At 56.6% G+C, this 25,440-nt stretch carries 18 protein-coding genes; 6 read left to right on the forward strand and 12 right to left on the reverse strand.

Annotation, left to right across the window (positions count from 1 at the left end; all coding sequences use genetic code 11):
- Positions 1-245 precede the first annotated feature (245 nt).
- The 3 genes from GOW16_RS19140 (at position 246) to GOW16_RS19150 (ending at position 2,400) form a co-directional block, all read left to right on the forward strand.
- A complete protein-coding gene (locus GOW16_RS19140) occupies positions 246-584 on the forward strand; it encodes a P-II family nitrogen regulator (protein ID WP_058273036.1) in 339 nt (112 codons plus the stop codon).
- A 32-nt stretch (positions 585-616) separates the two neighbouring features.
- On the forward strand, positions 617-1,939 hold the full coding sequence (locus GOW16_RS19145; RefSeq protein ID WP_170418447.1) for an ammonium transporter: 1,323 nt from the start codon (positions 617-619) through the stop codon (positions 1,937-1,939).
- Between the two features lie 137 nt (positions 1,940-2,076).
- Complete coding sequence (locus tag GOW16_RS19150) at positions 2,077-2,400, forward strand: hypothetical protein (protein ID WP_170418450.1); 324 nt, start codon at positions 2,077-2,079, stop codon at positions 2,398-2,400.
- A gap of 87 nt (positions 2,401-2,487) precedes the next feature.
- On the opposite strand, the gene GOW16_RS19155 is transcribed toward GOW16_RS19150, so the two are convergent.
- The 4 genes from GOW16_RS19155 to GOW16_RS19170 all read right to left on the reverse strand — a co-directional run bounded on the left by GOW16_RS19155 (position 2,488) and on the right by GOW16_RS19170 (position 5,479).
- Positions 2,488-3,672, reverse strand: coding sequence for an aromatic amino acid transaminase (locus GOW16_RS19155; RefSeq protein WP_170418454.1), 1,185 nt, complete (start codon positions 3,670-3,672; stop codon positions 2,488-2,490).
- The gene (gene sseA / locus GOW16_RS19160; RefSeq protein WP_170418457.1) at positions 3,672-4,526 is read right to left on the reverse strand and encodes a 3-mercaptopyruvate sulfurtransferase; all 855 of its coding nucleotides are present in this window, start codon (positions 4,524-4,526) and stop codon (positions 3,672-3,674) included. Before sseA ends, GOW16_RS19155 begins: the two co-directional genes overlap by 1 nt.
- A gap of 93 nt (positions 4,527-4,619) precedes the next feature.
- Positions 4,620-4,889, reverse strand: coding sequence for a CBU_0592 family membrane protein (locus tag GOW16_RS19165; RefSeq protein ID WP_170418460.1), 270 nt, complete (start codon positions 4,887-4,889; stop codon positions 4,620-4,622).
- A 26-nt stretch (positions 4,890-4,915) separates the two neighbouring features.
- Positions 4,916-5,479, reverse strand: a complete 564-nt coding sequence (locus GOW16_RS19170) for a helix-turn-helix domain-containing protein (RefSeq protein ID WP_170418465.1) — start codon at positions 5,477-5,479, stop codon at positions 4,916-4,918.
- A 107-nt stretch (positions 5,480-5,586) separates the two neighbouring features.
- Between GOW16_RS19170 and ilvD the strand changes: the two genes are divergently transcribed.
- Complete coding sequence (gene ilvD / locus GOW16_RS19175; protein ID WP_170418468.1) at positions 5,587-7,419, forward strand: dihydroxy-acid dehydratase; 1,833 nt, start codon at positions 5,587-5,589, stop codon at positions 7,417-7,419.
- 414 nt (positions 7,420-7,833) lie between these two features.
- On the opposite strand, the gene GOW16_RS19180 is transcribed toward ilvD, so the two are convergent.
- Positions 7,834-8,652 carry a sulfotransferase family protein gene (locus GOW16_RS19180; protein ID WP_170418470.1) on the reverse strand — a complete coding sequence of 273 codons (819 nt, stop codon included), beginning with the start codon at positions 8,650-8,652 and terminating at the stop codon, positions 7,834-7,836.
- 144 nt (positions 8,653-8,796) lie between these two features.
- On the opposite strand from GOW16_RS19180, the gene GOW16_RS19185 reads away from it, so the two are divergent.
- Positions 8,797-10,374, forward strand: a complete 1,578-nt coding sequence (locus GOW16_RS19185) for a DUF5928 domain-containing protein (RefSeq protein WP_170418473.1) — start codon at positions 8,797-8,799, stop codon at positions 10,372-10,374.
- A 45-nt stretch (positions 10,375-10,419) separates the two neighbouring features.
- Here GOW16_RS19185 and amaB read toward each other — a convergent pair whose 3' ends face one another.
- Both amaB and GOW16_RS19195 read right to left on the reverse strand, forming a co-directional pair.
- Entirely contained in the window at positions 10,420-11,931 is a 1,512-nt protein-coding gene (amaB, locus tag GOW16_RS19190; protein WP_170418477.1) for an L-piperidine-6-carboxylate dehydrogenase, read from the reverse strand.
- 3 nt (positions 11,932-11,934) lie between these two features.
- Positions 11,935-13,041, reverse strand: coding sequence for a saccharopine dehydrogenase family protein (locus GOW16_RS19195; protein ID WP_170418480.1), 1,107 nt, complete (start codon positions 13,039-13,041; stop codon positions 11,935-11,937).
- A gap of 414 nt (positions 13,042-13,455) precedes the next feature.
- Here GOW16_RS19195 and GOW16_RS19200 point away from each other — a divergent pair, with 414 nt between their 5' ends.
- On the forward strand, positions 13,456-17,094 hold the full coding sequence (locus GOW16_RS19200) for a flavoprotein (protein ID WP_170418483.1): 3,639 nt from the start codon (positions 13,456-13,458) through the stop codon (positions 17,092-17,094).
- Here the strand turns inward: GOW16_RS19200 and GOW16_RS19205 are convergent.
- The 5 genes from GOW16_RS19205 to GOW16_RS19225 all read right to left on the reverse strand — a co-directional run bounded on the left by GOW16_RS19205 (position 17,091) and on the right by GOW16_RS19225 (position 25,305).
- On the reverse strand, positions 17,091-18,254 hold the full coding sequence (locus tag GOW16_RS19205; RefSeq protein WP_170418486.1) for a hypothetical protein: 1,164 nt from the start codon (positions 18,252-18,254) through the stop codon (positions 17,091-17,093). The genes GOW16_RS19200 and GOW16_RS19205 overlap by 4 nt on opposite strands.
- A 16-nt stretch (positions 18,255-18,270) precedes the next feature.
- Positions 18,271-21,534: an adenylate/guanylate cyclase domain-containing protein gene (locus GOW16_RS19210; protein WP_170418490.1), complete on the reverse strand. Its 3,264-nt coding sequence runs from the start codon at positions 21,532-21,534 to the stop codon at positions 18,271-18,273.
- A gap of 132 nt (positions 21,535-21,666) precedes the next feature.
- Entirely contained in the window at positions 21,667-23,376 is a 1,710-nt protein-coding gene (locus GOW16_RS19215; RefSeq protein WP_170418493.1) for an ABC transporter ATP-binding protein, read from the reverse strand.
- A 4-nt stretch (positions 23,377-23,380) separates the two neighbouring features.
- A complete protein-coding gene (locus GOW16_RS19220; protein ID WP_170418496.1) occupies positions 23,381-24,331 on the reverse strand; it encodes an ABC transporter permease in 951 nt (316 codons plus the stop codon).
- Positions 24,328-25,305: an ABC transporter permease gene (locus GOW16_RS19225; protein WP_170418499.1), complete on the reverse strand. Its 978-nt coding sequence runs from the start codon at positions 25,303-25,305 to the stop codon at positions 24,328-24,330. The genes GOW16_RS19220 and GOW16_RS19225 overlap by 4 nt, the downstream gene beginning before the upstream one ends.
- Positions 25,306-25,440 lie beyond the last annotated feature (135 nt).

Here is a 25,440-nt window from a genome sequence, read left to right on the forward strand (position 1 = left end):
CGGTTATCGTTTTGAGGCACCATACCCTGCCATAGACACGAAGTAGAGGTATGAATTTCCCCTATGCTGCCTCCATAAGCCGCCCAGATTTTGGGCAAGAGTGCGTTTTTGTGCAAAAATTGTGCACCTAAGCCCTGATTTCCCGCGCGTTCAACCGCCCTTACCGTTTCTTACAGCGGTCAGCCGCGCTCTTTTTCTGCAGGTGCAAACAAACCGGTCCCGCCGGACAGGAAGAGGGGAAAGACGTGAAACTGATCATTGCAACAATCAAGCCATTCAAGCTGGAGGAGGTGCGCGAGGCACTGACCGAGGCTGGCGTGCGCGGCATGATGGTGACCGAAATCAAGGGCTTCGGTTCGCAATCTGGCCACACCGAGATTTATCGCGGGGCCGAATATGCGGTGAACTTCGTGCCCAAGATCAAGCTGGAAATCGTGGTGCCCGCCACGATGGCCGACCAGATCGTCGAGACCATCACCAAAACCGCCAAGACCGGCAAGATCGGTGACGGCAAGATTTTCGTCCTCGATGTCGAACAAGCGCTGCGCGTGCGGACCGGGGAAACGAACGAAGAGGCGCTTTGAGCGCCCCAATTCACAACATTCGAGGACTGACAATGAACTTGATGAAATCTCTCATCCCTGCTGCTGCGATTGTCGCGCTGCCACAGATGGGTCTGGCGCAAGAGGCCGCCGAGGGCGAAGCTGCGCTGCACACCCAGTATATCTTTACCACACTGCTGTTCCTGATGGCCGGTTTTCTGGTGTTCTTCATGGCCGCAGGCTTTGCCATGCTCGAAGGCGGGCTGGTGCGTTCAAAAAACGTTGCCATGCAGATGATCAAGAACGTGGCGCTGTTTTCCTTTGCTGCGATCATGTACTGGCTGATCGGCTTTAACCTGATGTACCCCGGCAACGGGTGGAGCATCTCGGGCTGGCTTGGCCCGTTCTTTTCGACCACCGTGCTTGATCCTGTCGGTGTCGGCGCGGATGCAGCTGCATTAGACTATGCCTCGATCGGGTCGGACTTTTTCTTCCAGTTGGTCTTCGTGGCCGCGACTGCTTCGATCGTCTCCGGTGCCGTCGCCGAGCGCATCAAACTGTGGCCGTTCCTGATCTTTGTCATCGTCTTGACGGGCATCATGTATCCAATTTCCGGTTCGTGGAAATGGGGCGGCGGCTGGCTGGATGCGCAGGGCTTCTCTGACTTTGCAGGATCGACAATCGTGCACTCGGTCGGCGGCTGGGCTGCTCTGGCGGGCGCCCTTATCCTTGGCCCCCGTATCGGCAAGTACAAGGACGGCAAAGTTCACCCGATGCCCGGTTCCAACCTCGCATTGGCAACCCTGGGTACGTTCATCCTTTGGCTGGGCTGGTTCGGCTTCAACGGCGGCTCGCAGCTTGCAATGGGCACCGTAGGTGACGTGTCCGACGTGTCGCGCATCTTTGCCAACACCAATATGGCGGCAGCCTCGGGTGCGGTTGCCGCACTGATCATGACGCAGCTTCTGTACAAAAAGCCCGATCTGACAATGGTTCTGAACGGCGCACTGGCCGGTCTGGTGTCGATCACCGCCGAACCCCTCGCACCAACTCTATTCGGTGCACTGTGGATCGGTGCGGTGGGCGGTATCATCGTGGTATTCGCGGTTCCGATGCTGGACAAGTTCAAGATCGACGACGTGGTCGGGGCGATCCCGGTTCATCTGTTCTGTGGTATCTGGGGCACCATCGCCGTGATCTTCTATGGTGAGGCCAGCCTTGGTACGCAGCTGCTGGGTATCGTGGCCTATGGTGTGTTCACCTTTGTTGGCGCGGTGATCCTGTGGACCGTCCTGAAGGCCACCGTCGGCATCCGCGTCAGCGAAGAAGATGAGATAAACGGTCTGGATATGGCGGAACTGGGCATGGAAGCCTACCCGGAATTTTCCAAGGGTTAACCTGAGAATTTCGCTTCAAAGCCGGGCGTTCGCGCCCGGTTTTTTTTGTTTTTCTTGTTTTAAAACCTGTGGAGAAAGCGGACTTTTTGTGGTCTGATCCTCACAATCAAAAAAGTTCCCGCACTCCTCGCATTTAAATGACCAAATCATCAGGCACACCACAGTTACGGCTGCCCCGCCTTCGCGACATCGGCTGGAAGTTATGGGACCCCATTGGCCTTCTGGGGCCTGAGGACAATTGGCAGGACGAAGAATGCGCACCGTTCGCTGACGAATACGACGCATATCTACAAACAGCTGCGGTAATGCTGCGCAGGGGAGAAGAGCGCAGGAGAGTTGTCGACTATCTTGTTCAGGTCGAAGCCGTGCACATGGGTTTAGGTGAGAGAACGAGTTCCCGCAAGCGAGCCGAAGACGTGGCGGACGCAATCATCGGCGACAAAGGGCTTTGGACCCACTGACTGCGGTAAACCTGAATGAACCTAACCTCACCCAGAAAAAAAGCCGCGCGAAAATCGCGCGGCTGACATCAATTGATGAATCTGGGCTCAGACCCCGACGTCGACAATCGCTTTGGCCAGGATTGGCACGGTCGTCGCGTTCAGACCAGCAATGTTCAGGCGGCTGTCGCCGACCATGTAGATGCCGTGATCGGCGCGCAGTTTTTCGACCAATTCGGGTGCCGCGCCGAGGCGCGAGAACATTCCGCGGTGCTGGGCGACAAAGCCGAACCGGTCTGATCCGCTCAGGCGCTGCAGCTCGTCGGCCAGTTGCTGGCGCAGGCCCAGCATGGACAAGCGAATCTCTTCCAGCTCTGCTTCCCAATCGGCGCGTAGGGCATCATCGTTCAGGATCGTCGTTACAACGCGTGCGCCATGATCCGGTGGGAAGGAATAGTTCTGGCGATTCAGGAAGGCCAGCGTGGACTGGTTCAGAGACGTTTGCGTCGGATCATCGCTGATTGCCATCAGTAGCCCGGTACGTTCGCGGTAGACGCCGAAATTTTTTGAACACGAGGCTGCGATTAGACATTCCTTAACCGACGAGGCCACCAGACGCGTTGCTTGCGCGTCTTCTTCCAGACCGTCGCCAAAGCCCTGATAGGCGATGTCGATCATCGCAACCAGACCACGCTCGTTGATCAGGTTCACGACCTCTTGCCACTGCACCATGTTCAGGTTGGCTCCGGTCGGGTTGTGGCAGCAGCCGTGCAACAAAACAACGTCGCCCGCCTTCGAAGTTTTCAGGTCCTCGATCATGCCGTCGAAATCGACACCGCGAGTTTCACCGTCAAAGTAACGGTACTGGACTGTCTCCATGCCCAAATAGTTGAGAATCGACAGGTGGTTGGGCCAAGTGGGGTTCGATACGAACACGCGGGCCGAAGGGTTGGCCATGCGGATCATCTCAAATGCCTGACGGCAGGCGCCAGTGCCACCGGGCGTCGCCACGGCTGCGATGTTGCCGCGTGGAACCGAATTGCCCAGAATCAGACCGATCATCGCATCGGCATAGGCCGGATCACCTGCCAGACCGGTGTAGGCCTTGGATTCCTGCTCTTCGAGAATACGCTTTTCGGCCGCTTTCACCGCACGCATCACCGGGGTCACGCCGTCGGCATTCTTGTAGACGCCAACACCCAGGTCGATCTTCTGATCGCGCGGGTCTTCGCGGTACGCCTGCATCAGCGCCAGGATCTTGTCGGCGGGCTGCGGTTTGAGGTTTTCGAACATTAGTTCTCTCCGGTTGCGACGGGCAGGGTCGGGAAAGCACCCCATTCAGCCCAGGAGCCGTCATAAAGCGAGTGGTCTTTCTTGCCCATGCGTTCAAGCGCAAGGCTGAGGATCGCGGCGGTGACCCCCGACCCGCAGGATGTGATGGCCGGTTTCGACAGATTCACCCCCGCAGCTTCGAAGATGGCGCGGCATTCCTCGGGGGATTTCATCGTACCATTCTTGTTCAGCAAAGTGCCAAAAGGCACGTTGCGCGACCCCGGAATGCGGCCCGAACGCAGGCCTTCGCGCGGTTCAGTCCCGGTTCCGGCAAAACGGTCGGCCGAGCGCGCATCGATTATCTCGTGATCAGCCAGCTTGGCGGCGGCGGACACCTGTGTCACATCGCGGACAAGGTGGTTCTGGACCCGAACGGTCATGTGACGATCGCGGATCACCGGCGGCAGATCTTCGATCTCGCGCCCTTCGGCCTGCCACTTGGGCAGACCACCATCCAGAACGGCGATGTTTTCCTGCCCCATCAACCGGAACAGCCACCAAACCCTGGCCGCCGACATCAGTCCGGCACCGTCATAGACAACGACCTGATGGCCATCCCCCACACCCATGGCCCTCAGACGTGACATGAACTTCTCGACCGGAGGCGCCATATGCGGCAGGTCCGAGCGGTGGTCCGAAATCTCGTCGATGTCAAAGAACCGCGCACCGGGGATGTGGGCCGCGTCATATTCGGCCTTGGCGTCACGTCCCTGCTGCGGCAGATACCACGACCCGTCCAGAACCCGCAGATCAGGGTCCTTGAGATGGGCGGCAAGCCATTCGGTAGAAACGAGGGTTTTCGGATCGTCCTGCATCAAAGCCTCTCCTAAACGCGTTTGTTTTTCCCTATACGCGCGCGCATGCGGGTTCAAGACTGGATGGCGCTACCAATCCGGATCAGGCCGCATTCAATTCGCGCGCCGCAACCTGATGAACTGGACGATCCCGATGATGCTGATCACGATCCAGAAGCATTCGATCAGCATCGAAGCAAGATTGAAGTTCTGCAGCAGCGAGTAAACGATCAGAACGGACCCGGCCAGATTGAGGATCGGAAAGGCCAGATCATCGGAATTCATCATCCGCATCTGTGTCGCAAAATAAGCGGCCACTACGATCATGGCCCCGAATGAGCCGATAGCGTCGGCCAAAGTCAGACTGTCAAGAAAAGCGGCCATTGCCTGCCTCCAAATATTTGTTGAGATCAGGCGAGCGGAGCCGCGTTCGTTGGTTGCCCGTAATGGTGCATATTCAGGAACGCCGCACCGGCGTTCCCTGCCCTATAGCCATGTGGAATGTCGGCGGCAAAGCGAAGGCCCTGCCCGGCATGCAGCGGTACCCACTCTTCTTCGCGCAGAATTTCAAGCGAACCGTTCAGCACAAATACCTCTTCGGTCACACCTGTGGCATGGGCTGCGGAGTCATGGCTTTGGTTCGGAGCGAGGCTGACGTGAAATGTCTCGGCTCCCAACGCGGGATCGAAGGGAAAGACGATCTTGACCTCAATGCTGCCGGGAAAGGTCACCGTGTGAAACACGTCGGGCATGGCGGTGTCCCGAAGGGCCGCCGTTCCGATCAACGCGCTGAGCGGCAGCTGGAACCCTTTGGCGATCTTCCACAGGGTAGCGATGGTCGGGCTGGATTCGCCCCGCTCAATCTGACCCAGCATGGCTTTGCTGACCCCGGTCATCTCAGCCACTTTGGACAGGCTCAGCCCCGAGGCCGCCCGTACATCCCGTAATTTCAGTGTAATATCGTCCGGTGCCATCTTGGTCGTCTTTCGAATCCTCTTGTGCGTTATAGCGCACATGTGATACGTGCGCTATAACGCACGCAACCCGAATATCGCAACCGGGGCAAAAGGGAAACAGCATCATGCCAATGTACCGATCCAGAACCTCAACCCACGGCCGCAACATGGCCGGTGCCCGCGGCCTGTGGCGCGCCACCGGTATGGGCGACGACGATTTCGGCAAACCGATCATCGCCATCGTCAACTCGTTCACCCAGTTTGTGCCGGGTCACGTACACCTCAAGGATCTGGGCCAGATGGTCGCGCGTGAGGTTGAGGCAGCGGGCGGCGTCGCCAAGGAATTCAACACCATCGCCGTGGATGACGGCATCGCCATGGGCCATGACGGCATGCTGTATTCGCTGCCCTCGCGCGAGGTGATCGCGGATTCGGTGGAATACATGGTCAACGCGCATTGCGCCGATGCGATGGTCTGCATCTCGAACTGTGACAAGATCACTCCTGGCATGTTGATGGCTGCGATGCGCCTGAACATCCCGGCGATTTTTGTATCGGGTGGACCGATGGAGGCAGGCAAGATCGACATTGCCGATCTAGATGCCAAGAAAATCGATCTGGTAGATGCAATGGTCGCCGCTGCCGACGACAAGTTCACCGACGAACAGGTCCAGCATATCGAAGAAAACGCCTGCCCGACGTGTGGGTCATGCTCAGGCATGTTCACCGCAAACTCGATGAATTGTCTGGCCGAAGCGCTGGGTCTGGCGCTGCCGGGCAACGGCTCGACTCTGGCCACCCATGCCGACCGCAAAGAGCTGTTCCTTGAGGCTGGCCGCCGGATCGTGGAAATCACCAAACGTCACTATGATCTGGATGAAAAAGGCTTTCTGCCCCGCGAAATCGCCACATTCGACGCGTTCGAGAACGCGATGTCGCTGGATATCGCCATGGGTGGCTCAACCAACACGGTTTTGCACCTGCTGGCCATCGCGCATGAGGGTGAGGTGCATTTCACCATGTCCGACATGGACCGCCTGAGCCGTCAGGTGCCGTGCCTCTGTAAAGTCGCGCCCAACACCGAAAACGTCCATATGGAGGATGTGCACCGCGCCGGTGGAATCTTCTCGATCCTGGGCGAGCTTAGCCGGGCCGGGCTGCTGCACGAAGACTGCAGCACTGTGCATTCGGGAACGATGGGTGAGGCGATTGCTAACTGGGACATCAAGGTTGCCAACAACCCTGCGGCGCAGGACCTGTTCAAGGCAGCCCCCGGCGGCGTGCGCACCACGCAGGCGTTCAGCCAGTCCAACCGGTACAAGGAACTGGACACCGACCGCGAAGGCGGCGTGATCCGGTCCAAGGAACACGCCTTCAGTCAGGATGGCGGTCTGGCAGTTCTGTTCGGCAACATTGCCCGCGATGGCTGTATCGTGAAAACCGCTGGTGTGGATGCGAATATCCTGACGTTCACCGGTTCGGCTTATGTCTGCGAAAGCCAGGATCAGGCGGTCAACGACATCCTGACCGGCAAGGTCAAAGAGGGCGACGTGGTGGTGATCCGCTACGAAGGCCCACGCGGCGGTCCGGGGATGCAGGAAATGTTGTACCCGACGTCTTATCTTAAATCCAAAGGTCTGGGCAAAGCCTGCGCGCTGCTGACCGACGGTCGTTTCTCAGGCGGTACATCAGGCCTGTCGATTGGCCACGTCTCGCCCGAAGCGGCAGAAGGTGGTGAGATCGGGCTGGTCAAGAACGGCGACAAAATCGAGATCGACATCCCCAACCGGACGATCCATTTGGCCGTGTCAGACGAAGAACTGGCCGCACGACGCGAAGAGCAGGACGAAAAAGGCTGGGAACCCGCCGCACCGCGCAAACGCAAGGTATCAACCGCGCTGAAAGCCTATGCTAAACTAGCCACCAGCGCCGCCAAAGGGGCGGTGCGTCAGGTTTAAGTTAGAAACAACTCGACAAAAACGGTCCACCCTTAAAGTGGGCCGTTTTTTGTTCTGCTGTGTGGGAGTAAGCTGCAGTTCAGTTCAGGTAACTGAGATATCAAGTTCACTGTCTGCGTCAACGAAAAGTCGATCACCGCTCTCTAGGACTATTACAAGTTCTTGCCTACCCAGAATTGCGACTTCTTGAATAGTCTGGCCATTTAACAATGTGTTGAGGCGTTCTTTTAAAACGGACTCTTTGGTCGACTGGATTGCATTCTTATCGGGCGTTTTTCTCATCACAGCACTTTTTTCAGTTTGTACGGATATTGTAGCTCGCCTTTCCAAGGTTGAAATGGGCTCGAAGCAGACACTCATCTGAAAATCGTGTTCTAAGCAGATACATCTCTGCACCTTGGCACCAGTCGTCCCTCAATCACCTAACTTGGCGTGAACCTCGTCCAGATCAATCTCTCCGATCGGCATCTTGTTGGCCGGGTTTTCAAAATCGTATTTGAACAGTTCGAAATCCTGTTTGTAGATTTCATAGACCAAATGCATAGACAGGTCGTCAAAGTAGTCCTCGACCGGATGCGCGCGTTTGGGTCCGTGTCCTTCGGATTCATTGAATCGCGGGATCTCGGACAGGTTCACGGCGTGCGGCGTCTCCAGCCGGTCAAGGACACTTTGCATCCCTTCATTGAACTGTTCAGTCCAGAAAATCTGATCGTACTGCCCGCCGTTCACAATGAACGTCGAGACATGACCTGACATGGCCGACCAGTGAATGTCGGGATCCATCGGGCGCCGCCAACGGATCGTATCACGCGCAAACAGCAGGAACCGGCGGAAGCTGGCGATCTGATCGAACTCACCCTTGCCATCGTCGCCGCCAACTTCGATCCCGTAATTGTAGATGAGCGTGGGCACCAGATTGCCCCGATACCGCTTGCCGTTGCGCTGAATGCCGCAGATCTTGTCAAAGAACGAGCTAAGAATTCGAGTGTAAGGATTGCGTACGCAGGTAAAGGCCAAGGACTTGTGGTTGCGGACATTTCCCGAGATCTGTTCCTGACTGGGACCAAATGCCCATTTGTGCATCCCGTCTTTTGCGTCATGAATATCACCGTCAAAGAACTGCCCGTGATCCGAATAGAACATGATCTGACCAATGGTCGAGCAGGCGCATTTCGGCACCACACGGTAAACCATGCTTTCGCTTTCGGTCATCCATGTACCGGGAAAACCCATCTGCTGTGCCTCCTTTGCCGATCTGGTCATTAAAATGACGCGCCAGCATTTGAAACCAAAGAACCAAAAATATTCTGTTTATTCAATCGCTCATCATCAGTATCACGGTTGGAAATGGCCAGAAACGGAAAACAATAGGCTAATATGGCAAGAATTGCCTACATATTGCTGTGTCACAAAGAGCCAGACGCAATCATCGCTCAGGCTGAGCAGCTGACTGCGGCCGGGGATTGCATGGCGATCCATTTCGACGCGCGCGCCAGTGCGACTGCTTACGCGCGGATTCGCGAGGCTTTGAAAGACAACCCAAATGTTACTTTCGCCACCAAGCGTATAAAATGCGGTTGGGGGGAGTGGTCACTGGTACAGGCCACGCTGAATGCCGTGCAGGCCGCGGTTGATGCGTTTCCCCGCGCCACACATTTCTACATGGTGTCGGGTGACTGCATGCCGATCAAATCGGCGGAATACATCCACGATTTTTTGAACCATCGCGACATGGATTTCGTCGAAAGCCACGATTTTCTGGAAAGCAACTGGATCAAGACCGGCATGGTCGAGGACCGGCTGATCTATCGGCACTATTTCAACGAGCGCACGCAGGCCAAGCTGTTTTACGGGTCTTACAACCTGCAGAAACGGCTGGGTCTGACGCGCGAGATTCCATCAGACGTTCAGATTATGATCGGCAGCCAGTGGTGGTGCCTGCGTCGCCGGACCATCGAAATGATCCTGGATTTTCTGCAAAAGCGTCCGGATGTGAAACGGTTTTTCTCGACCACCTGGATTCCGGACGAGACCTTTTTTCAGACTTTGGTGCGCCATCTGATCCCCAAGACTGAGATCGACAACCGCACGCCAACATTTCTGATGTTCTCGGATTATGGCATGCCAGTGACGTTCTACAACGATCACTATGACTTGCTGCTGTCCCAAGATTACCTGTTCGCCCGCAAGATCAGCCCCGAAGCCCATGAGCTGAAGGACAGGTTGGGTCAGATGTATGCAACCGAAGGAATGACCTTTCACATCTCGGACGAAGGCCGCAACCTTTACAGCTTTCTGACCGGGCGCGGCCGGGTTGGGCGACGTTATGCGCAGCGGTTCTGGGAGGCGGGCAATTCACTGGGCCCTGAGCGCGAAGTGTTTCTGATCGTGAGCAAGAAATGGCATGTTGCCAAACGGTTGGTGGACCAGATCGTCTCGGAAACCGACATTCCCTGCGTCGAATACCTGTTCAACGAAGAAGACACTTCTCTGCCTGATCTGGGTGGCATTGAATCGTCTCTGGCCAAGCGCACGCGGCACCGGCGCGCGGTGGCTCGCATGCTGTTTGAAAGCTTTGGTTCCAACAAGCTGGTCTTGTGCGTGGATCCCGCAGATCTGGATATCATTCAGGATTTCTGCTCGGTTCAGGCCCGCAGCCATGTTCTTGAAATCGAATGCGAGTATTCCGACGACTATCTGATCGGTCACGCTCGCCGGGTTGGGTTGGCCGGGGACAGCAGTCCTCGGGAAACCGTGGCCCGTCTGATCCCGGCGCTGCGCAGTTCACTGGTGCACGAATCCGAATTGATCCGCGAGGCAGAGTTCGACGGGTACCTGCGTATCCGCGAGACCAACTCAAATATTGAGAATGAGACCGCGATTGCCGAGTTTCTGGGCGTGTCGCGGGACAAGGCGCAAGCCATCATGAGCCTTGATTATCTTTTTGCCGATTAATCTGGAACGTCCAGCGGCGCTTTAAGGCGCCGCTGGATAATTGGTTCAGATGTCGAACTTGACGCCCTGCGCCAAAGGCAGCTCAGCCGAGTAATTCACAGTATTCGTCTGACGACGCATATAGGCTTTCCACGCGTCCGAGCCGCTTTCGCGCCCGCCACCGGTTTCCTTCTCACCGCCGAAGGCTCCGCCGATCTCGGCACCCGACGGGCCGATATTGACGTTGGCGATACCGCAATCCGACCCGGCTGCCGTCAGGAACTGCTCGGCCTCGCGCATGTTCAGGGTAAAGACGCAAGAAGACAGGCCTTGCGGGACGTCATTCTGCAGCTCAATCGCGTCATCAAAATCGTCATAACCCATGACATACAGGATCGGCGCAAAGGTTTCGGTTTTAACAACCGCCGTCTGGCCTGGCATTTCGACAATGGCCGGTTCCATATAGACACCGGCAGGTACACCATCGGTCACGCGACGACCGCCGTGCACGGTTCCGCCTTCCGCTTTGGCGGCCTCCAGCGCTGCAGTCATGGCCGCGCCCGAGGCTTCGTCGACCAACGGGCCGACCAACGTTCCGTCGGTCAGCGGGTTGCCGATGGGCAAGCCCGCATAGGCCTTTTTCAAACGGCCCACTAACTCATCGCGGATCGAGTTATGTACGATCAGGCGGCGCAGCGTGGTGCAGCGCTGACCGGCCGTACCGACGGCCGAGAACACAACCGCACGGACAGCCATTTCCAGATCGGCCGAGGGGCCAACGATCATCGCGTTGTTGCCACCCAGCTCTAGAATGCACTTGCCAAAGCGTTGCGCCACGATGGGCGCGACGGCGCGACCCATACGGGTGGACCCTGTGGCCGAGATAATCGGAACGTCTTCGCTTGCGACCAAGGCTTCGCCCAGCGCCGCACCACCGATCAGCGTTTGCAATAGGTTGTCCGGCGCATCGCCAAACCGGACCAGCGCGCGTTCAAAGATTTTCTGACACGCCATCGCGGTCAGCGGAGATTTCTCGGACGGTTTCCAGATCACCGGGTCACCACAAACCAGCGCCAGAGCCGCATTCCACGACCACACCGCAACCGGGAAGTTGAAAGCCGAGATCACGCCGACCGGACCTGCCGGATGCCACGTCTCCATCATCCGGTGACCCGGGCGTTCGGACGCAATGGTCAGACCATACAATTGGCGTGAAAGTCCCACGGCGAAGTCACAGATGTCGATCATCTCTTGCACTTCGCCTAGACCCTCGGATGTGATCTTTCCGGCCTCCCAACTGACCAGAGCGCCCAGATCGTCTTTTGCGGCGCGCAATTCCTCGCCCAGCAAGCGGATCAACTCACCCCGACGCGGGGCAGGCACCACACGCCAAGCTTTGAACGCCGCCTTGGATCGCGCAAAGATGGCATCCATCTCGCCCGGCGGTGTTTCATGCACCTCGGCCAGCAAACTTCCGTCAATCGGAGACGTCACTTTGAGCGTGCCGCCGGTCAATTCGGCCTCGGTCAGGTCCAGATTTGCAAGGGTGGTTTGCGCAGTCATCACGATGTCTTTCATATCTCAAGCCGCCTTGTTCTGTTCGGTTACGTCACCGGCGCGGTAGAGCCGGCCAAATTCGGTGTTGAGGAAATCGGCAAGCTTCACCTGTTCTTGCCGGACAAAGCCTTTCGCGGGCAGTGTTCCGGTCCGCATCAGATCAACCACACCCAGAACACCTGCGGCTGTGGTGACCTGAATGGCGCTCCAGACCTGCCCGTTGATGGTGCGGGCAAAGCTCTTGTTGATCAGCGATTTCTCACGCAGCGCGCCGTCGATCATGCCCTTTGCGGTGCAATAGACCAGCACCACATCCTGATCGGTGCGCGGGAGTGCAGTTTCAAAAATGTCCTTCAACAGATCGCGGCGGTGCTCCAGCCCAAGGTCCTTGAGAAGCAGTTTGAGGATATCGCAATGGCCCGGATACCGGATCGACCGGTAAGACACCGCCCGCGCTTTGCCGTCCAGCGTTTCGGGCAAGGTGCCCAAGCCACCGGACGTGTTGAAGCATTCGTATTCCACCCCGTCATGACCAAGCAGTTCGTAGTCTTCCAGCGGAGCGGTCTTGACCCTTTCACCGTTTACGATGGCATCGCAGGGGTTGCAGTATTCGTTGATCAAACCATCCGTCGACCAGGTCAGATTGTATTTCAACGCATTGGTCGGATAGAGCGGCAGCGCCCCCACCCGCATATGCAGGCTGTCGATTTCATCGAACTCTGCCGCCAGCGATGCCCCTGCGATGCCAACAAAACCCGGCGCCAGGCCACATTGCGGCATGAATGCCGTTTCACTGTCCTGCGCCAGTTCGCGCACGGCATTGGTAGCCGCGACATCTTCGGTCAGGTCAAAGTAATGCGCGCCAGCGGTCTTGGCCGCCTTGGCAATCTTCGGCGTCAGAAAGAACGGAGCGGCCGAGATCACAGCATCGAACCCGGTCAGCCCTTGGGCAAGCTGAGCATCATCATCCACATCGATCTGACGGGTCGAAACGCCCTGCTTATTCAGCGCCGACAATGCGGCCAAGTCCCGATCCGCGACCGTGACAGAGTAGTTGGCCGATGACTTCAGCAGGGTCGCGATCATCTGACCGATCTTGCCTGCTCCGATGACACAAATGTTCCAGCTCAAAACGCGCCTCCTCTTTCGTTTTAAAAAGTATGAGGCCGCGTCTGTCCGAAAAGCAGGGGCAATCTTGACGAAATCGATGTTAGACTCGTCGTAATGACAACTTTTCTGTCATTTTGTCATTCAACCCGTAGGCCGTCCTATTTTGGCAGGTCGATGACCTACGCGACCACCTTTGGCGGCAACGCCATTGACCAAGTTAACAACGCCAGTGATTTTTATATTCAAATATTATACAGTGCGCTCAATTGGACCTTTTTGTTCGCGCATATCAATGTGTTCAATCGGTCCGCCCAGCGCATGAAATTACAACAGGCCGGTCTCATTATTCTGTTTGGCCGATGGGAGCCTGAGCAAAAAAGTTTCTGTGTTGGGTCTTTGAGAATTTTCACGGCGAAGTTCAGGGGGGGACAAGGCGTGCCTAAAGATCCAGTTGAAAGCGTTAATTCATTCGACCCATCTCAGGAAGATCTGAAACTGATCGACGAGGTCCTGCCAGCGCAGGATCCATCGGTTATTCATTCGAAATTCGAGTTTTACGAAGTATCCGAAGAAACAATTCTGCCTTCTCAGGGTATGTTCGTGGTTCTTAGCGGTCTGGTCCAGCTAAGGCAGGACAAAGCGGTTCTGGCGACAGCGGACACTGGAGATTACTTTTATGAAGAACATCTTGAAATAGAAGACATTCCCGTCAGCCTGCAGGCTCTGGCCACTCCGGGCACCAGGTTGGCCTATCTGTCCGTACATCAATGGAAAGCAATCCCGGAAAAGATCAAGGATGCCTGCAAAGATACGCTGTTCGGCGATTTGGTCAGTGTGCATCTGAAGAACTATCAACAACCGATCAATTGCTGCAGCGTGACTGCTGCAGCCCTTAGCATGTCAGCGCTTGGATTCAGCTACGAAGTCAACGACATCTTTCGCGAATGCGGCTTGCCAACGTCGTTTGTCGTAAACGACGGAATATCGCTGGGCGAGCTTTTTGATGTCGCCTGCACATTCATCCATACGCAGGACCTGCGCGATGTCATTCAGGTTCAGGCCTATTTCATGGATGAGGCCACGACATCCGTGGATCTGTTGCTTGAGGCAATAGACGAATCCAATCGGCTGGGTGGAAAGAACGATATCCTTGTGGCGAACTTTCAAGTCGGTGTCGCACATGGCAAGGAAAACATGCCGGGTGGCCATTTTGCCATTATCGCAAAGTGCAACCCAAGCACCGGCCTTGTGCATATGATGGACGTTCACCCGGAAAAGTACGGCAAGCTATGGGTGACAACCATCGATCGGTTGTGGGCCGGGATGACGGACCGGGACGGAACCTCGATGCGATCACGGGGGATGTTGCGGTTCTCAGCACGGGATGCTGTCAAAACATACCTGCAAACTCTGAAGCAGGACTGCAATTACGTCGACAGTACGGAATACCTGGCCAAGGACCCCAAAAGGCGGCGCAACCTGTTCAGGCGGGCCAGCCCGAACATGAATTCGATGGGCGTTCTTGCTGAAAGCCTAGCCATCCTTGGGGATGAACAGGTTGACGAAGACAAACTGCTGAGGGCGACGCAAACCGATTTGGCCGAAGCGCTTAGCCGTGTGTCGACGGCCCACGAAATGCACGCGATGGCGCAGCGCTACCTCAGTCAGGAACCGGACGTGCATCTGGGCAGCACTTTCCGCAGCTACGCCAATCGTTCGGACAAAAGCGTCAGTTCACCCGAAGACTGGTTCCACCACCAATTGCAAAGTCTGAACGAACACAAAGATCTTCGTCATCTGATGATCAATATTGATTTCAATAAGGTCCTGGGATCTGAGGTCATTCGCCCCCCTAAGAATGCGTACCGTGAAACTGCTCTGTTAGAAGAATTCTGGTGCCTGTGTATCGCATACAAAGAAGCAACGGATATGGTGACGGTTGTGGACATGAGCCCCGCGACCTCACAGGTTTGGCAAGCGCCGCGGGGGCATCTATTCCGCGGCCTTCGGGACCTCAGGGATCCGGCCTTGCTGGTGATCGAAAAACAAGATCCGCCAGAAGACCCCAGCGACGTAGACCAAATCGTCAAAAACAACCCACTTGTTCTGTTTTACGCGGATGAAGACCCCTGGTCCTACATGTTGAGCAGTATCCTCGCCAATATCGGCATCACTGATATAAAACTGGTTGATGTCGAAGGGCACGGTGCCAACGTGATGAAAATGCGGCGGCAACTGGTTGCACGAACCGGCAAAGAAACCGTTCCATATCTGTTTTTCAACGGTGAATGTCTGGGACGACGAAACGACATCGTGGATAGTATCCTGAAAGGCGAGTTCCAGAGGGAGGTGCAAAAATCCGGGCTGCCGGTTCTGCTGCGTCATGAATCCCCTAGTCTGGACAAGAACATCTTTGGCTATCCCAAAGGCGGCCTGACCGATGCCCCCAGCGAAAAGCGCAACGTATTGCTGTGTGCCTGTGGTTCATCGGCGGCAGACAAGGTGCCACAACTGGTGAAGAAAATTACCGATGCCGGCCACAATGTGAAACTGATCCCTTCGGTGTCCGCCGAAAAGTTCTTTCGCGATATTGAGATCGAAGCGGATGTCGAGATTGAAAGAGGATACGAGCCCGAAAAGGTCGAGGACTATATCTCGCACAACGACTACTACCGCGACGATGACGAATGGAACTTCCGCTATACCAAGTTCGGAATGCCGTTGCGCGCCTCGCATCTTGCACTGTGTGACTGGGCCGATTGCGTGATCGTGGCGCCAGTGACCTGTAACACAATGGGCAAGATCGCCAACGGGATTGCCGACAATCTGCTGACCTCGGTCTTTGTGGCCTGGCAGTACCGAAACAAGCCAGCAATCCTTTGCCCGGCTTGTAACACCAACATGTGGAACAATGTCACCACCCAAAGGAATGTCGAAAAGTTGCGCGATCTGGGTGTTGATCTGGTCGGTCCCCGCAAAGGGCGGCTGTCAAACGGCATGATGGGGATAGGCATGATGGCGACCCCGGACCAGATCATGGAAGTTCTGGACGAAGCTTTTGAGGAACTGGCCGATCAGGAACACAACATCTGCAAATGGGCGCAAGAAGCCGCCGCATCGGACGAGTTCGCGCAGTGGCAACGTGTTTTCGACGCGATCGAAAATGGCATGGCCGGGATCGACATCGTGGATGATCACAACGGCGATACGTTGTTACATTACGCAGCTGGCGGCGAGGGTGAGTTGAATGAAAATGGAAAGGACCTTGGCAAACCTGACATTGAGGCCGCACAAGAACTGATCAGACGCGGCATCAATGTGAACGCGACCAACGACCACGGGTTTACCAGCTTGCACGTGGCGGTGATGAACAACTCGGTCGACATGGTCAAAACTCTGTTGGCCGCAGATGGCATTGACGCAAGTTCCTGCATCCACTTCCTGCAAAGCCCCAAAAACGCAGAGGATGTCAAAGAAGCTAAAATCTCGAATGAAGTTCTGGCCCTGCTGAATGACTGGGCCAACAGCCACACGCTGACGGAGATCAACGAAGAGAGCGAAGACGATGTCGTGGATGACCGAGAACGAACCTATCTCTATTTCACCTATGGTTCGTTGAAGAAGGGTTTCCCGAACCACGAGGCCCACTCAGACGTGCTGGACGATTTCGTTGGCGAGGCCGTAACCCGACAGCGAATGCCCCTGATCGTGCCGCATGAGCCGCATTGCGACAATCCGAACTGTGGCTACCTGCATCGGATGGCCACGCTGGTCGACCAGAAAGGCCGCGGTAAACCGATACGCGGAGAGGTATATCGGGTGACTTCGTCCGGTATGAAAACACTCGACAAGCTCGAAGGTTTCCAAGGGCCTGGATCACCCGAGAATGTCTACGTCCGTAAGCGGATCAACGTGCTGATCGGCGGTGTGAAGAAACCCGCTTATGCCTACATGATCGCGCAGCCCGCCAAGTATCTGGATCAGTTGGAGCAGGGCACCGCCGGGGTTGTCGGGGAATACACGCTGGATATGGCCACAGGCACACCAAAACCCGGATGGCAGCCGCCCGCCTAGTTTTGAGCCTGTATCACGACCTCCTGCTCAGGGCTTTCCTTGAGGCTGAGGTTGTATGCCGTGATAATCACCATGCACAAAAGGACAAAAGGCCAGAATGCGGCCTTGGGAATCAGGTTGTCCTTATAATGGATGAACCACAGGGACGGCACAGCCTCAGCTGCAAAGAAATAGGTGTTCACCGACACGGCCAGAAGCATGAGGTACATCAGGAAAAAGAATGACTCCATGTAGATCACAGGCGATCCGGCAAAGCCTTCGCGCAGTTGAACATGCGCAAGCAGGATCACGAAAAACAGGACCGAGCAGGTACCGATGACGGTGGACGTACTAAAATCGTGCCGATCCACCAGATTGGGGCGCCGCGTGACCGTCATAACAGCCCCGAACAGCAGCATAGTCACAACGATCAGCGGGATCATGTGGACGATAAAGGCATTTGCAAAGTTCCGTTTGATGACAAAGTTGTAATGCAACTCAGGCAGGTTCGTTTGATATTCGTTCCTACCGATGCCCAGCGTCGTATCCAGATCAGACAGGCGATAGTCGAAATAGGTGTTTTCGCGCTCCCACGTCCCCATGACGATCCGGTTGTCGATGCCAAAGATGTCGTCCGGCCCGGTCGCCGGATAGGCCGAAAAATCAGGTATTAGAGCCACATTGACGTCAAACTCGCCCGGCCAGAAACGAACCCAGACGGTTTTGTGGTCGAACGGATAGCTGGTGTAGTCAAACGTCTGGCGCAGAGTCTGTTCAAAGTACCAACCGATTAACTCGGAACCATCCTGATCTATCCTGTAAACCTCTTCAATCAAACCGCTGGCTGCATCCGCAGCTTCCGGCAGAGTGAACCCCACTTCACCTGCGGCTGGTTTGATCGCATCATGCACACCATCCTCATAATGCTGCCAGATATAGCCGCTGACATGCACATCACTGGCGCCGGTAAAACTGAAAGATTTGATGAATATTCCGGTCCTGACCTGATACTCTGGCAAATCGGGAAGGTCCTGCAGGTAAGCATCGACCGACGCCTGATCTGGCAGCTGCGTCGGGTCCTCGTCGAAATGGTTCAGATCAATCCAGAGTTTGAAGAGAACAAGCGCCAGGCCCAGCGTGATAAACCCCGAAACCAGCCAGACTTTCTTTTCTATGCTCATTCAGCCCCTCGCCTGATTAGTCCAGTGGCCCGACCAGCGATTGCTTTATGCCCAGATCATGAAACCGTGCCTTCAATTCATCAAGCCCTTCATGAGCCGCCAAAGGAATGCCCCAGGCCCCACATTCGGCCAGTGTTCGAGCCTGCAGAATCGACAAATCAACCATCGGCAGCGGCTCATCCGCCGTGAACACGGCCAGTGCATCCGCGTAACGCGTGGCTTCATCCCATGCCTGCCGTTTCAACATGACGGCAGTGGCATCCGTGTAAAAATGCAGGTGACTATGCCCTACACAGCCTTCGGCAATAATCTTCTCACCGAGCTTGAGGTTTTCGTCCTGCGCGTTGGGGTCTTCTTCGGCCATGGCCAATGCGGACAACGCTTTTGGTCCGACGAAATTGCGACCGTGTTCTAACGCAATATCGACTGCGCGGCGGCCCGTTTCCCGAGCCTGCACAATCTGGCCGGCATAAACCTGCGTGCGGGCCAGATGTTCTAATGCCTGTGCCTCAAGCCGCTTCGCGCCGACACGGTTTGCGATCTCGGCAGACAGCGTGAAAACATCCAACGCTTGATCCAGTTCCCCCAAAAAGGTGTGTGCAACGCCCAAACAGGTCTGTGCCACGCATTCGGGGACAAAGGCGAAATACGTCTGGGATACCTCAATTGCTTCCTGTGCATCCCGCTTTCCCTGCGCCACATCGCCGGTGTAGCTGCGCGCGACGCTCAGATTGTGCAGGTTTGCGGCCAAATCGCGGACCAAACCCTTTTCCCGCGCCCGTTCGACCGCCTGAGTGTAAAACCCCGTCGCCGTCTGCATCGTGGCATTCATGAAATTGGCGTCACCGAATCCACTGAGTGCACCAACCTCCAGTCGCGCAGATCCAAGCTTTCTGGCCAGTGTTAGAGCCTTTTCGTTGCTCTCCAGCGCTTTTTGCACCTGCCCGAGCGGGAAGTACACATTGCCGCGCACGTAGTTGATCTGGGACATGTCTCGGTCAGATCCGCAGCGTTCCGCAGCCACCTCGGCCGTATCAAGGCTTTCCAGCGCTTCCTGGTACAGGCTGGCCTGCCGCGCGGCCTGCGCCAGGCCAATATGCGCCCGGCAGACTTGCTCATCCGTTTCGGCCAGTTCTGCGGCTTCCTTGAATTCGCGCAGCGCATCATTGGACAGGCCCTGCAATCGGTGCGTCTCACCCCGGGCACAGAGCAGGTCAAAGCGTACCTCTGCGGGTGCCGGCAGTTCTAACGCCCGTTCGATCAAAGGGCTGGCATCATCGAACTGAAAAGCCTGTATCAGCTTATCCGCAGCCTCTAAATATGCCTGGGCCGCATGGGTTGCGCCCGCGCGATCCAGATGCTTTGCGCGCAATGTGGCGTCCCGGTCTTCGAACCATTTTGCGGCCTGGCGATGCAGGCGCGCGCGTTCAGATTTCACAAGCGTGGCATAGGACCCGTCGCGGATCAGCGCGTGGGCGAACATCAGATCAGCCTCCGCCTCGCGGATCAGGGCCGAGCGGATCAGGGTCGAAGTGTCCAGATGCCCTTCGCCCAACAGGAAATTCAGCACCTCGGGCGAAAACCTTTGCCCTAATACCGACGCGGCCTGAATCGACGTCCGGCTGCTTCGATCCAGCGCATCCAAGCGGGACTGAACAATGCCCTGAATGCTACCCGGAACGGATTCCTGTTTCAGCACGTCGATATTGCGCAGCAACTGTTCCAGAAACAGCGGATTACCCCCGGCGCGCTTCACGCAGGCGTCCAAAAGTTCGGGGTCGATACCCGTGAACTCTTCAACCAGCTTTCGCGCCTGTTCATCGCCCATCGGAGCAAGCTCCAGCTTGGAAATCAAAGCACCATCCGTGGCAAGTTGCCATTCGCGATCAATCGGGTCGCCTTCCACACGGCTGGTCATCAGCAGCACGCACGGCAAATCACGCGTCATCGCCGCAATATGGGCGCAAGCCGTCAGAATTTCTGGCGCAGCCCAGTGGACATCCTCGATATGGATCAACATCGGCGCTTCCTGGCTGCATGCCGCAATCAGGTCGTCAATGACCTGACGCCGCCCGCGCAAACGGGTGGCATTGTCCATCACTGCATAAACCTCGGCCAGCCCGGGGTCTTGCTCAAGCTCCAGCAGCGCATTCAGATGCCCGGCATTTGCCGCCGTCACCCATCCTTTGGCAATTGCATCCTTAGCGACTGCCGCACAGGTTGCCGCGTCATCCGTCGGCTCCAAACCAAGAATACTGCGCGTCACGGACTGGATGGCCGAATGCCCCTCGCGCGCGCCGAAATCCATAACCACGCCGTTGTGGATTGAATAAGACAGGCTATCGGCCAGCTCGGCCACCTGTTCGGACAGGTGAGTTTTGCCGATGCCCGGCTCGCCCAGAATGATGTGGACCTCTCCTTTACCGTGCCGCTGACATCTGTCGAACGTGGCAGAGAACAAGGAGAGTTCTCGCTCGCGGCCGACAAAGCGATGCCGCCGCGACCGGATGTTGCGGGCCATTCGATCCAGCCGCCAAAGCTCGACCGGCTCAGTCAAACCCTTGATCGCCTTTTCGCCCATGGAGTCACCGACAAAAAGGGGCCCTAACGCGCGCTGAATGTCGTGCGAAACCAAAGTTTCCCCCGGCGTTGCCATATCGGTGATACGCGAGGCCAAGTTCACACCATCACCGGTCACTGTATATTCTGTGTGCGCCTGGCTGCCTGTCGTACTGGCAATCACCTGACCCGAGGCGATGCCAATGTGGCACGTGAGCGGCGGGTTCAAGCTGGGCAGAACCGCGTGGATTTCCAATGCGGCCCGCGCGGCCCTTTCGGTGTCGTTCGTGTGCGAGATCGGCGCGCCGAACACGGCCATGACCGCATCGCCAATATGCTTGTCGATCCGGCCACCGTATTTTTCGACGACCTTATCCACCTTGGTGAAAAACGCGTTGAGCAGCGCGTGCATGTCTTCTGCGTCCAGTTCGCTGGTCAGCCGGGTAAATCCGGTCAGGTCTGCGAACATGACGGTCACCTGCCGCTTGGCAGGTTCCAGCGGGTCGTCAGGTTGGTAAGGCTGAACGATTTCGACTGTTTCAAGTTCGGCAATCGCGCGCAGAAGCCGTCGGCGGTCGCCGACCGCAGTGACACCGATTTCGATCAGGTCTTCACCCGTCAGATCGGGCAAAATTCCAAAATCAATTTTGTTATCCAAAAAGGCTTGCGCGTAGTCAGATAGTCCAAGTGCGCTTAGCCAGTCCCTAAGGTCCTGAGACATCTCGCCCCTCTGAAGCCCCCAACTCCAAAGTCAGACCTAGCACAACAGACCCAGATGAGTCTGCAAAGTTTGAATATTTTAATGTTTATGCACACCCAATTGCCCGCGTGACGGGCAATTGGGACTTTAGATTTAGGCCTCAGCCTCCAACCCGTCAGTCGACAGGTCGTCCAGTTTCGGCATCAGTCGCAGCAGCTCGCTGGCATATTCTGTCTGCGGATTGGCAAAAAGTTCGTTGGTTTCCTGCAACTCGACCACCTTGCCCTGCTTCATTACGGCCACCCGGTCGCACATCTGGCGCACCACCGGCAGATCGTGGCTGATGAACAGCAAAGTCAGGCCCAGATGTTCCTGCAGATCCTTCAGGATGTTCAGGATCTGCGCCTGAATCGAGACGTCGAGCGCGCTGGTGGGTTCGTCACAGATCAGGAACCGGGGTTGTGTCGCCAAAGCACGAGCAATTGAAATCCGTTGCCGCTGACCACCCGAAAACTCGTGCGGATACTTCAGCCCGGCCTCATGTCCCAGACCCACCTGATCCAGAAGTTCGTCCACTCGGCGCTTTACATCGGCCCCTTCCATCAGCTTGTGATGGCGGATCGGCTCGGCCACGATGTCGTCCACCCGCATCCGGGGGTTCAGCGACGAATAAGGGTCCTGGAAGATCATCTGGATATTCTTGCGATACGCATCCAGAGCAGCCTTGTTGGTCAGATCGCTGACAACCTGACCATTGAACGTGATCGTTCCACCATCGACCGGGTACAGACCCGCAATCATCCGCGCCACGGTGGACTTGCCCGAGCCGGACTCGCCCACAACACCGAACACTTCACCTGCGCGGATGTCGAAACTCACATCGTCAACGGCGGTGAAATAGGTGCGGTCCCACGGCAGCAGACCTTTGCGCTGCAGGAACTTCTTGGTCAGGTTGCGGATTTCGAACACAGGTTTGGAGGCGTCATTGTCCACTTTGGGCCAATGACGGGCCATATCCTCGATAGCAAACCGGGTCTCACGTCCGCCATAACTGATCTGCGGGAAGCGGTGAAGTTTCAGGGTCGGACGCGGAACTGCGGCAATCAGCGACTTGGTGTATTCGTGGCTCGGCTGGCCCATGACCTGAGAGGTCGGGCCGGTTTCGACCACCTTGCCCGCATACATAACCGTCACCTTGTCGGTCGTATCCGCGATCACGCCCATGTCGTGCGTGATCAGGATGACGCCAACCTGACGTTCCTGCGCCAGCTCTTTGATCAGATCCAAAATCTGCGCCTGAACCGACACATCCAGCGCCGTTGTTGGTTCATCCGCGATGATCACATCCGGTTCGGTGCAAAGCGCCAGCGCGATCACAACGCGCTGCCGCATCCCGCCTGAGAATTGGTGCGGGTACTGGTCCAGCCGCGTATCCGGGTCAGGGATGCCAACCCGGTCGATCAGATCACGGGCGCGTTGGTTCGCCTCGGCATCGGTTCCGCCCAGATGGGCCTGTATCGTCTCGGTCAGCTGTTCGCGCACGGTGAAAAGCGGGTTTAACGAGGTCAGCGGGTCCTGAAAGATCATCGAGATCTTCTTGCCGCGCAGGCCACGCATCGCGTCGGCATCCAGTCCGCTGATCTGGTCACCGCTCAGCCTGATGGTTCCGCTGGCTATCCGACCGGGCCGGTCCAGCAGACCCATGATGGCTGCGCCAATGGTGGATTTACCGGCACCGGATTCGCCCACCAAACCGTGGATTTCACCCGGCTCAACGGACAGGTCCACATGGTCCACGGCGGTGAACAGTTGGCGGCGCGTCGGGAATTCGACCGTCAGGTCATTGATCGTAAGAAGGCTCATGAAATCACCGCAGCTTGGGGTTCAGCGCGTCGCGCAGCCAGTCGCCCAGCAGGTTGACCGAAAGGGCCAGCGCCAGAAGGGTGCAGGCCGGGAAGAACAGGATCCACCACTCACCCGAGAACAGGAAGCCCTGCCCGATGCGGATCAGTGTACCCAGCGACGGTTGCGTCGGAGGAGCACCCACACCGAGGAAGCTGAGCGTCGCCTCGGCGATAATCGCAAGCGCCAGCGAGATCGTGGCGATCACCAGAACCGGGCTGAGTACGTTGGGCAGGATATGACGGAACATGATCGGGAACGAACCCCGGCCGATCAGGCGGGCCGCCTGGACGTATTCCTTGTTCTTTTCCACCAGCGCCGCACCGCGCACGACGCGGGCAAACTGAACCCAGTCGGACAACGCGATCGCGATGATCAAAACATAGATCGCCATCTCGTTACGGTATTCCGGGGGCGTGACGCCCTTCGCGATACCAAAGATCAGCATGGCCACCAGAATGGCCGGGAAGGTCAGCTGCACATCGGCGACGCGCATAATCAGTGTTTCGATCCAGCCGCCAAAATACGCCGCTGCCAGCCCCAGCACGATGCCGATGATCATCGCCAACAGCACCGCCGACACGCCTACAAACAGCGATATGCGCATGCCATACAGGATGGTCGAGAAAACGTCCCGTCCCTGATCGTCGGTGCCCAGCAGGAACGTGTCCTGCGTAAAGGCGTTTGGTGTGCCCGGAGGTGTAAAGCCGTTCATCAGGTTCAGCGACGCCGGGTCGAACGGGTTATATGGCGCGATGAGAGGCGCAAAAATTGCGGACAGTACGAGTATCAGCACAACCAGAGACGCGATCATAGCGACCGGCGAATGCCGGAATGACCAGGCAAAATCGCTGTCCCAGAACTTGGAGAAACGCGACTTGGTAGGGGCGGAAGGGGTTTCGATGGTATCGGTCATGTGGCCCTCGCGTCGACACGCAGGCGCGGGTCAATGGCGTAGTAAAGAAGATCGACGATCAGGTTGATCGTCACGAACATGACCGAAATCAGCATCAGATAAGCGGCCATGACGGGGATATCGACAAACTGGATCGCGTTGATGAACAGCAGGCCAACACCCGGCCACTGGAACACCGTCTCGGTGATGATGGCGAAGGCGATGATCGAGCCCAACTGCAAACCCGTAATCGTGATCACCGGAACCATGGTGTTTTTCAACGCGTGGCGGAAGTTGATCACCCGATCCGACAACCCGCGGGCGCGGGCAAACCGGACGTAATCGGCACGCAGAACCTCAAGCATTTCCGACCGCACCAGCCGCATGATCAGCGTCATCTGATACAGACCCAGCGTAATCGCAGGCAGGATCAGCGCCTTGAGACCAGAAGTCGTCAAGAAGCCGGTGGACCAGTTGCCAATCATAACGGTCTCGCCCCTCCCGAAGCTGGGTAAGAGGTCTAATTCAACCGAGAAAATGTAGATCAATAAGATCCCGATCAGGAAGGTAGGCAGGGACACCCCGATCAGCGAAACGGTCATGATTATATTCGCAGCGACTCCTTGTCGTCGGATGGCTGTGAATACGCCCAAAGCGATACCCATCGTGATTGCCAGAAATCCCGAGACAAACGCCAGTTCCAACGTGGCTGGCGCGCGTTCGGCGATAATCGTCGAAACCGGACGTCCCTGACGATACGACACGCCAAAATTGCCTTGAACGGCCTCTTTCAGGAATTTGTAGTACTGAACCGGAATCGGCTGATCCAACCCCAGCTCGGTGCGCAGCCGGTCGATATCGGCTTGCGTACGTTCCTGACCCAGCATGTTGTCGATCGGATCGCCGACAAACCGGAACATAGAAAATGCAACCAGACCCACGACCAGCAGTACGATCACGGATTGGAGCATCCTTCGGACGATATATGCGAACATTCACTTTCCCCATTGATCCGCTTCTCTATGCACGGGCTGACCAGATGGTCAAGGTATCGCTAACGGGAAGGTATCAAAGCGATCCTAATTTCTGCGCTATAGGATTTGTATGCAGTGTAAGATGTGGATTGGCGC

This window comes from Ruegeria atlantica, from assembly GCF_013033965.1.
In the GTDB taxonomy this organism is placed as follows: domain Bacteria; phylum Pseudomonadota; class Alphaproteobacteria; order Rhodobacterales; family Rhodobacteraceae; genus Ruegeria; species Ruegeria atlantica_D.

Coding starts and splice junctions, on each gene's coding strand:
- GOW16_RS19145 (WP_170418447.1), top strand. CDS start 617: ATGAACTTGATGAAATCTCTCATCCCTGCTGCTGCGATTGTCGCGCTG.
- GOW16_RS19150 (WP_170418450.1), top strand. CDS start 2,077: ATGACCAAATCATCAGGCACACCACAGTTACGGCTGCCCCGCCTTCGC.
- GOW16_RS19155 (WP_170418454.1), bottom strand. CDS start 3,672: ATGTTCGAAAACCTCAAACCGCAGCCCGCCGACAAGATCCTGGCGCTG.
- sseA (WP_170418457.1), bottom strand. CDS start 4,526: ATGCAGGACGATCCGAAAACCCTCGTTTCTACCGAATGGCTTGCCGCC.
- GOW16_RS19165 (WP_170418460.1), bottom strand. CDS start 4,889: ATGGCCGCTTTTCTTGACAGTCTGACTTTGGCCGACGCTATCGGCTCA.
- GOW16_RS19170 (WP_170418465.1), bottom strand. CDS start 5,479: ATGGCACCGGACGATATTACACTGAAATTACGGGATGTACGGGCGGCC.
- ilvD (WP_170418468.1), top strand. CDS start 5,587: ATGCCAATGTACCGATCCAGAACCTCAACCCACGGCCGCAACATGGCC.
- GOW16_RS19180 (WP_170418470.1), bottom strand. CDS start 8,652: ATGGGTTTTCCCGGTACATGGATGACCGAAAGCGAAAGCATGGTTTAC.
- GOW16_RS19185 (WP_170418473.1), top strand. CDS start 8,797: ATGGCAAGAATTGCCTACATATTGCTGTGTCACAAAGAGCCAGACGCA.
- amaB (WP_170418477.1), bottom strand. CDS start 11,931: ATGAAAGACATCGTGATGACTGCGCAAACCACCCTTGCAAATCTGGAC.
- GOW16_RS19205 (WP_170418486.1), bottom strand. CDS start 18,254: ATGAGCATAGAAAAGAAAGTCTGGCTGGTTTCGGGGTTTATCACGCTG.
- GOW16_RS19210 (WP_170418490.1), bottom strand. CDS start 21,534: ATGTCTCAGGACCTTAGGGACTGGCTAAGCGCACTTGGACTATCTGAC.
- GOW16_RS19215 (WP_170418493.1), bottom strand. CDS start 23,376: ATGAGCCTTCTTACGATCAATGACCTGACGGTCGAATTCCCGACGCGC.
- GOW16_RS19220 (WP_170418496.1), bottom strand. CDS start 24,331: ATGACCGATACCATCGAAACCCCTTCCGCCCCTACCAAGTCGCGTTTC.
- GOW16_RS19225 (WP_170418499.1), bottom strand. CDS start 25,305: ATGTTCGCATATATCGTCCGAAGGATGCTCCAATCCGTGATCGTACTG.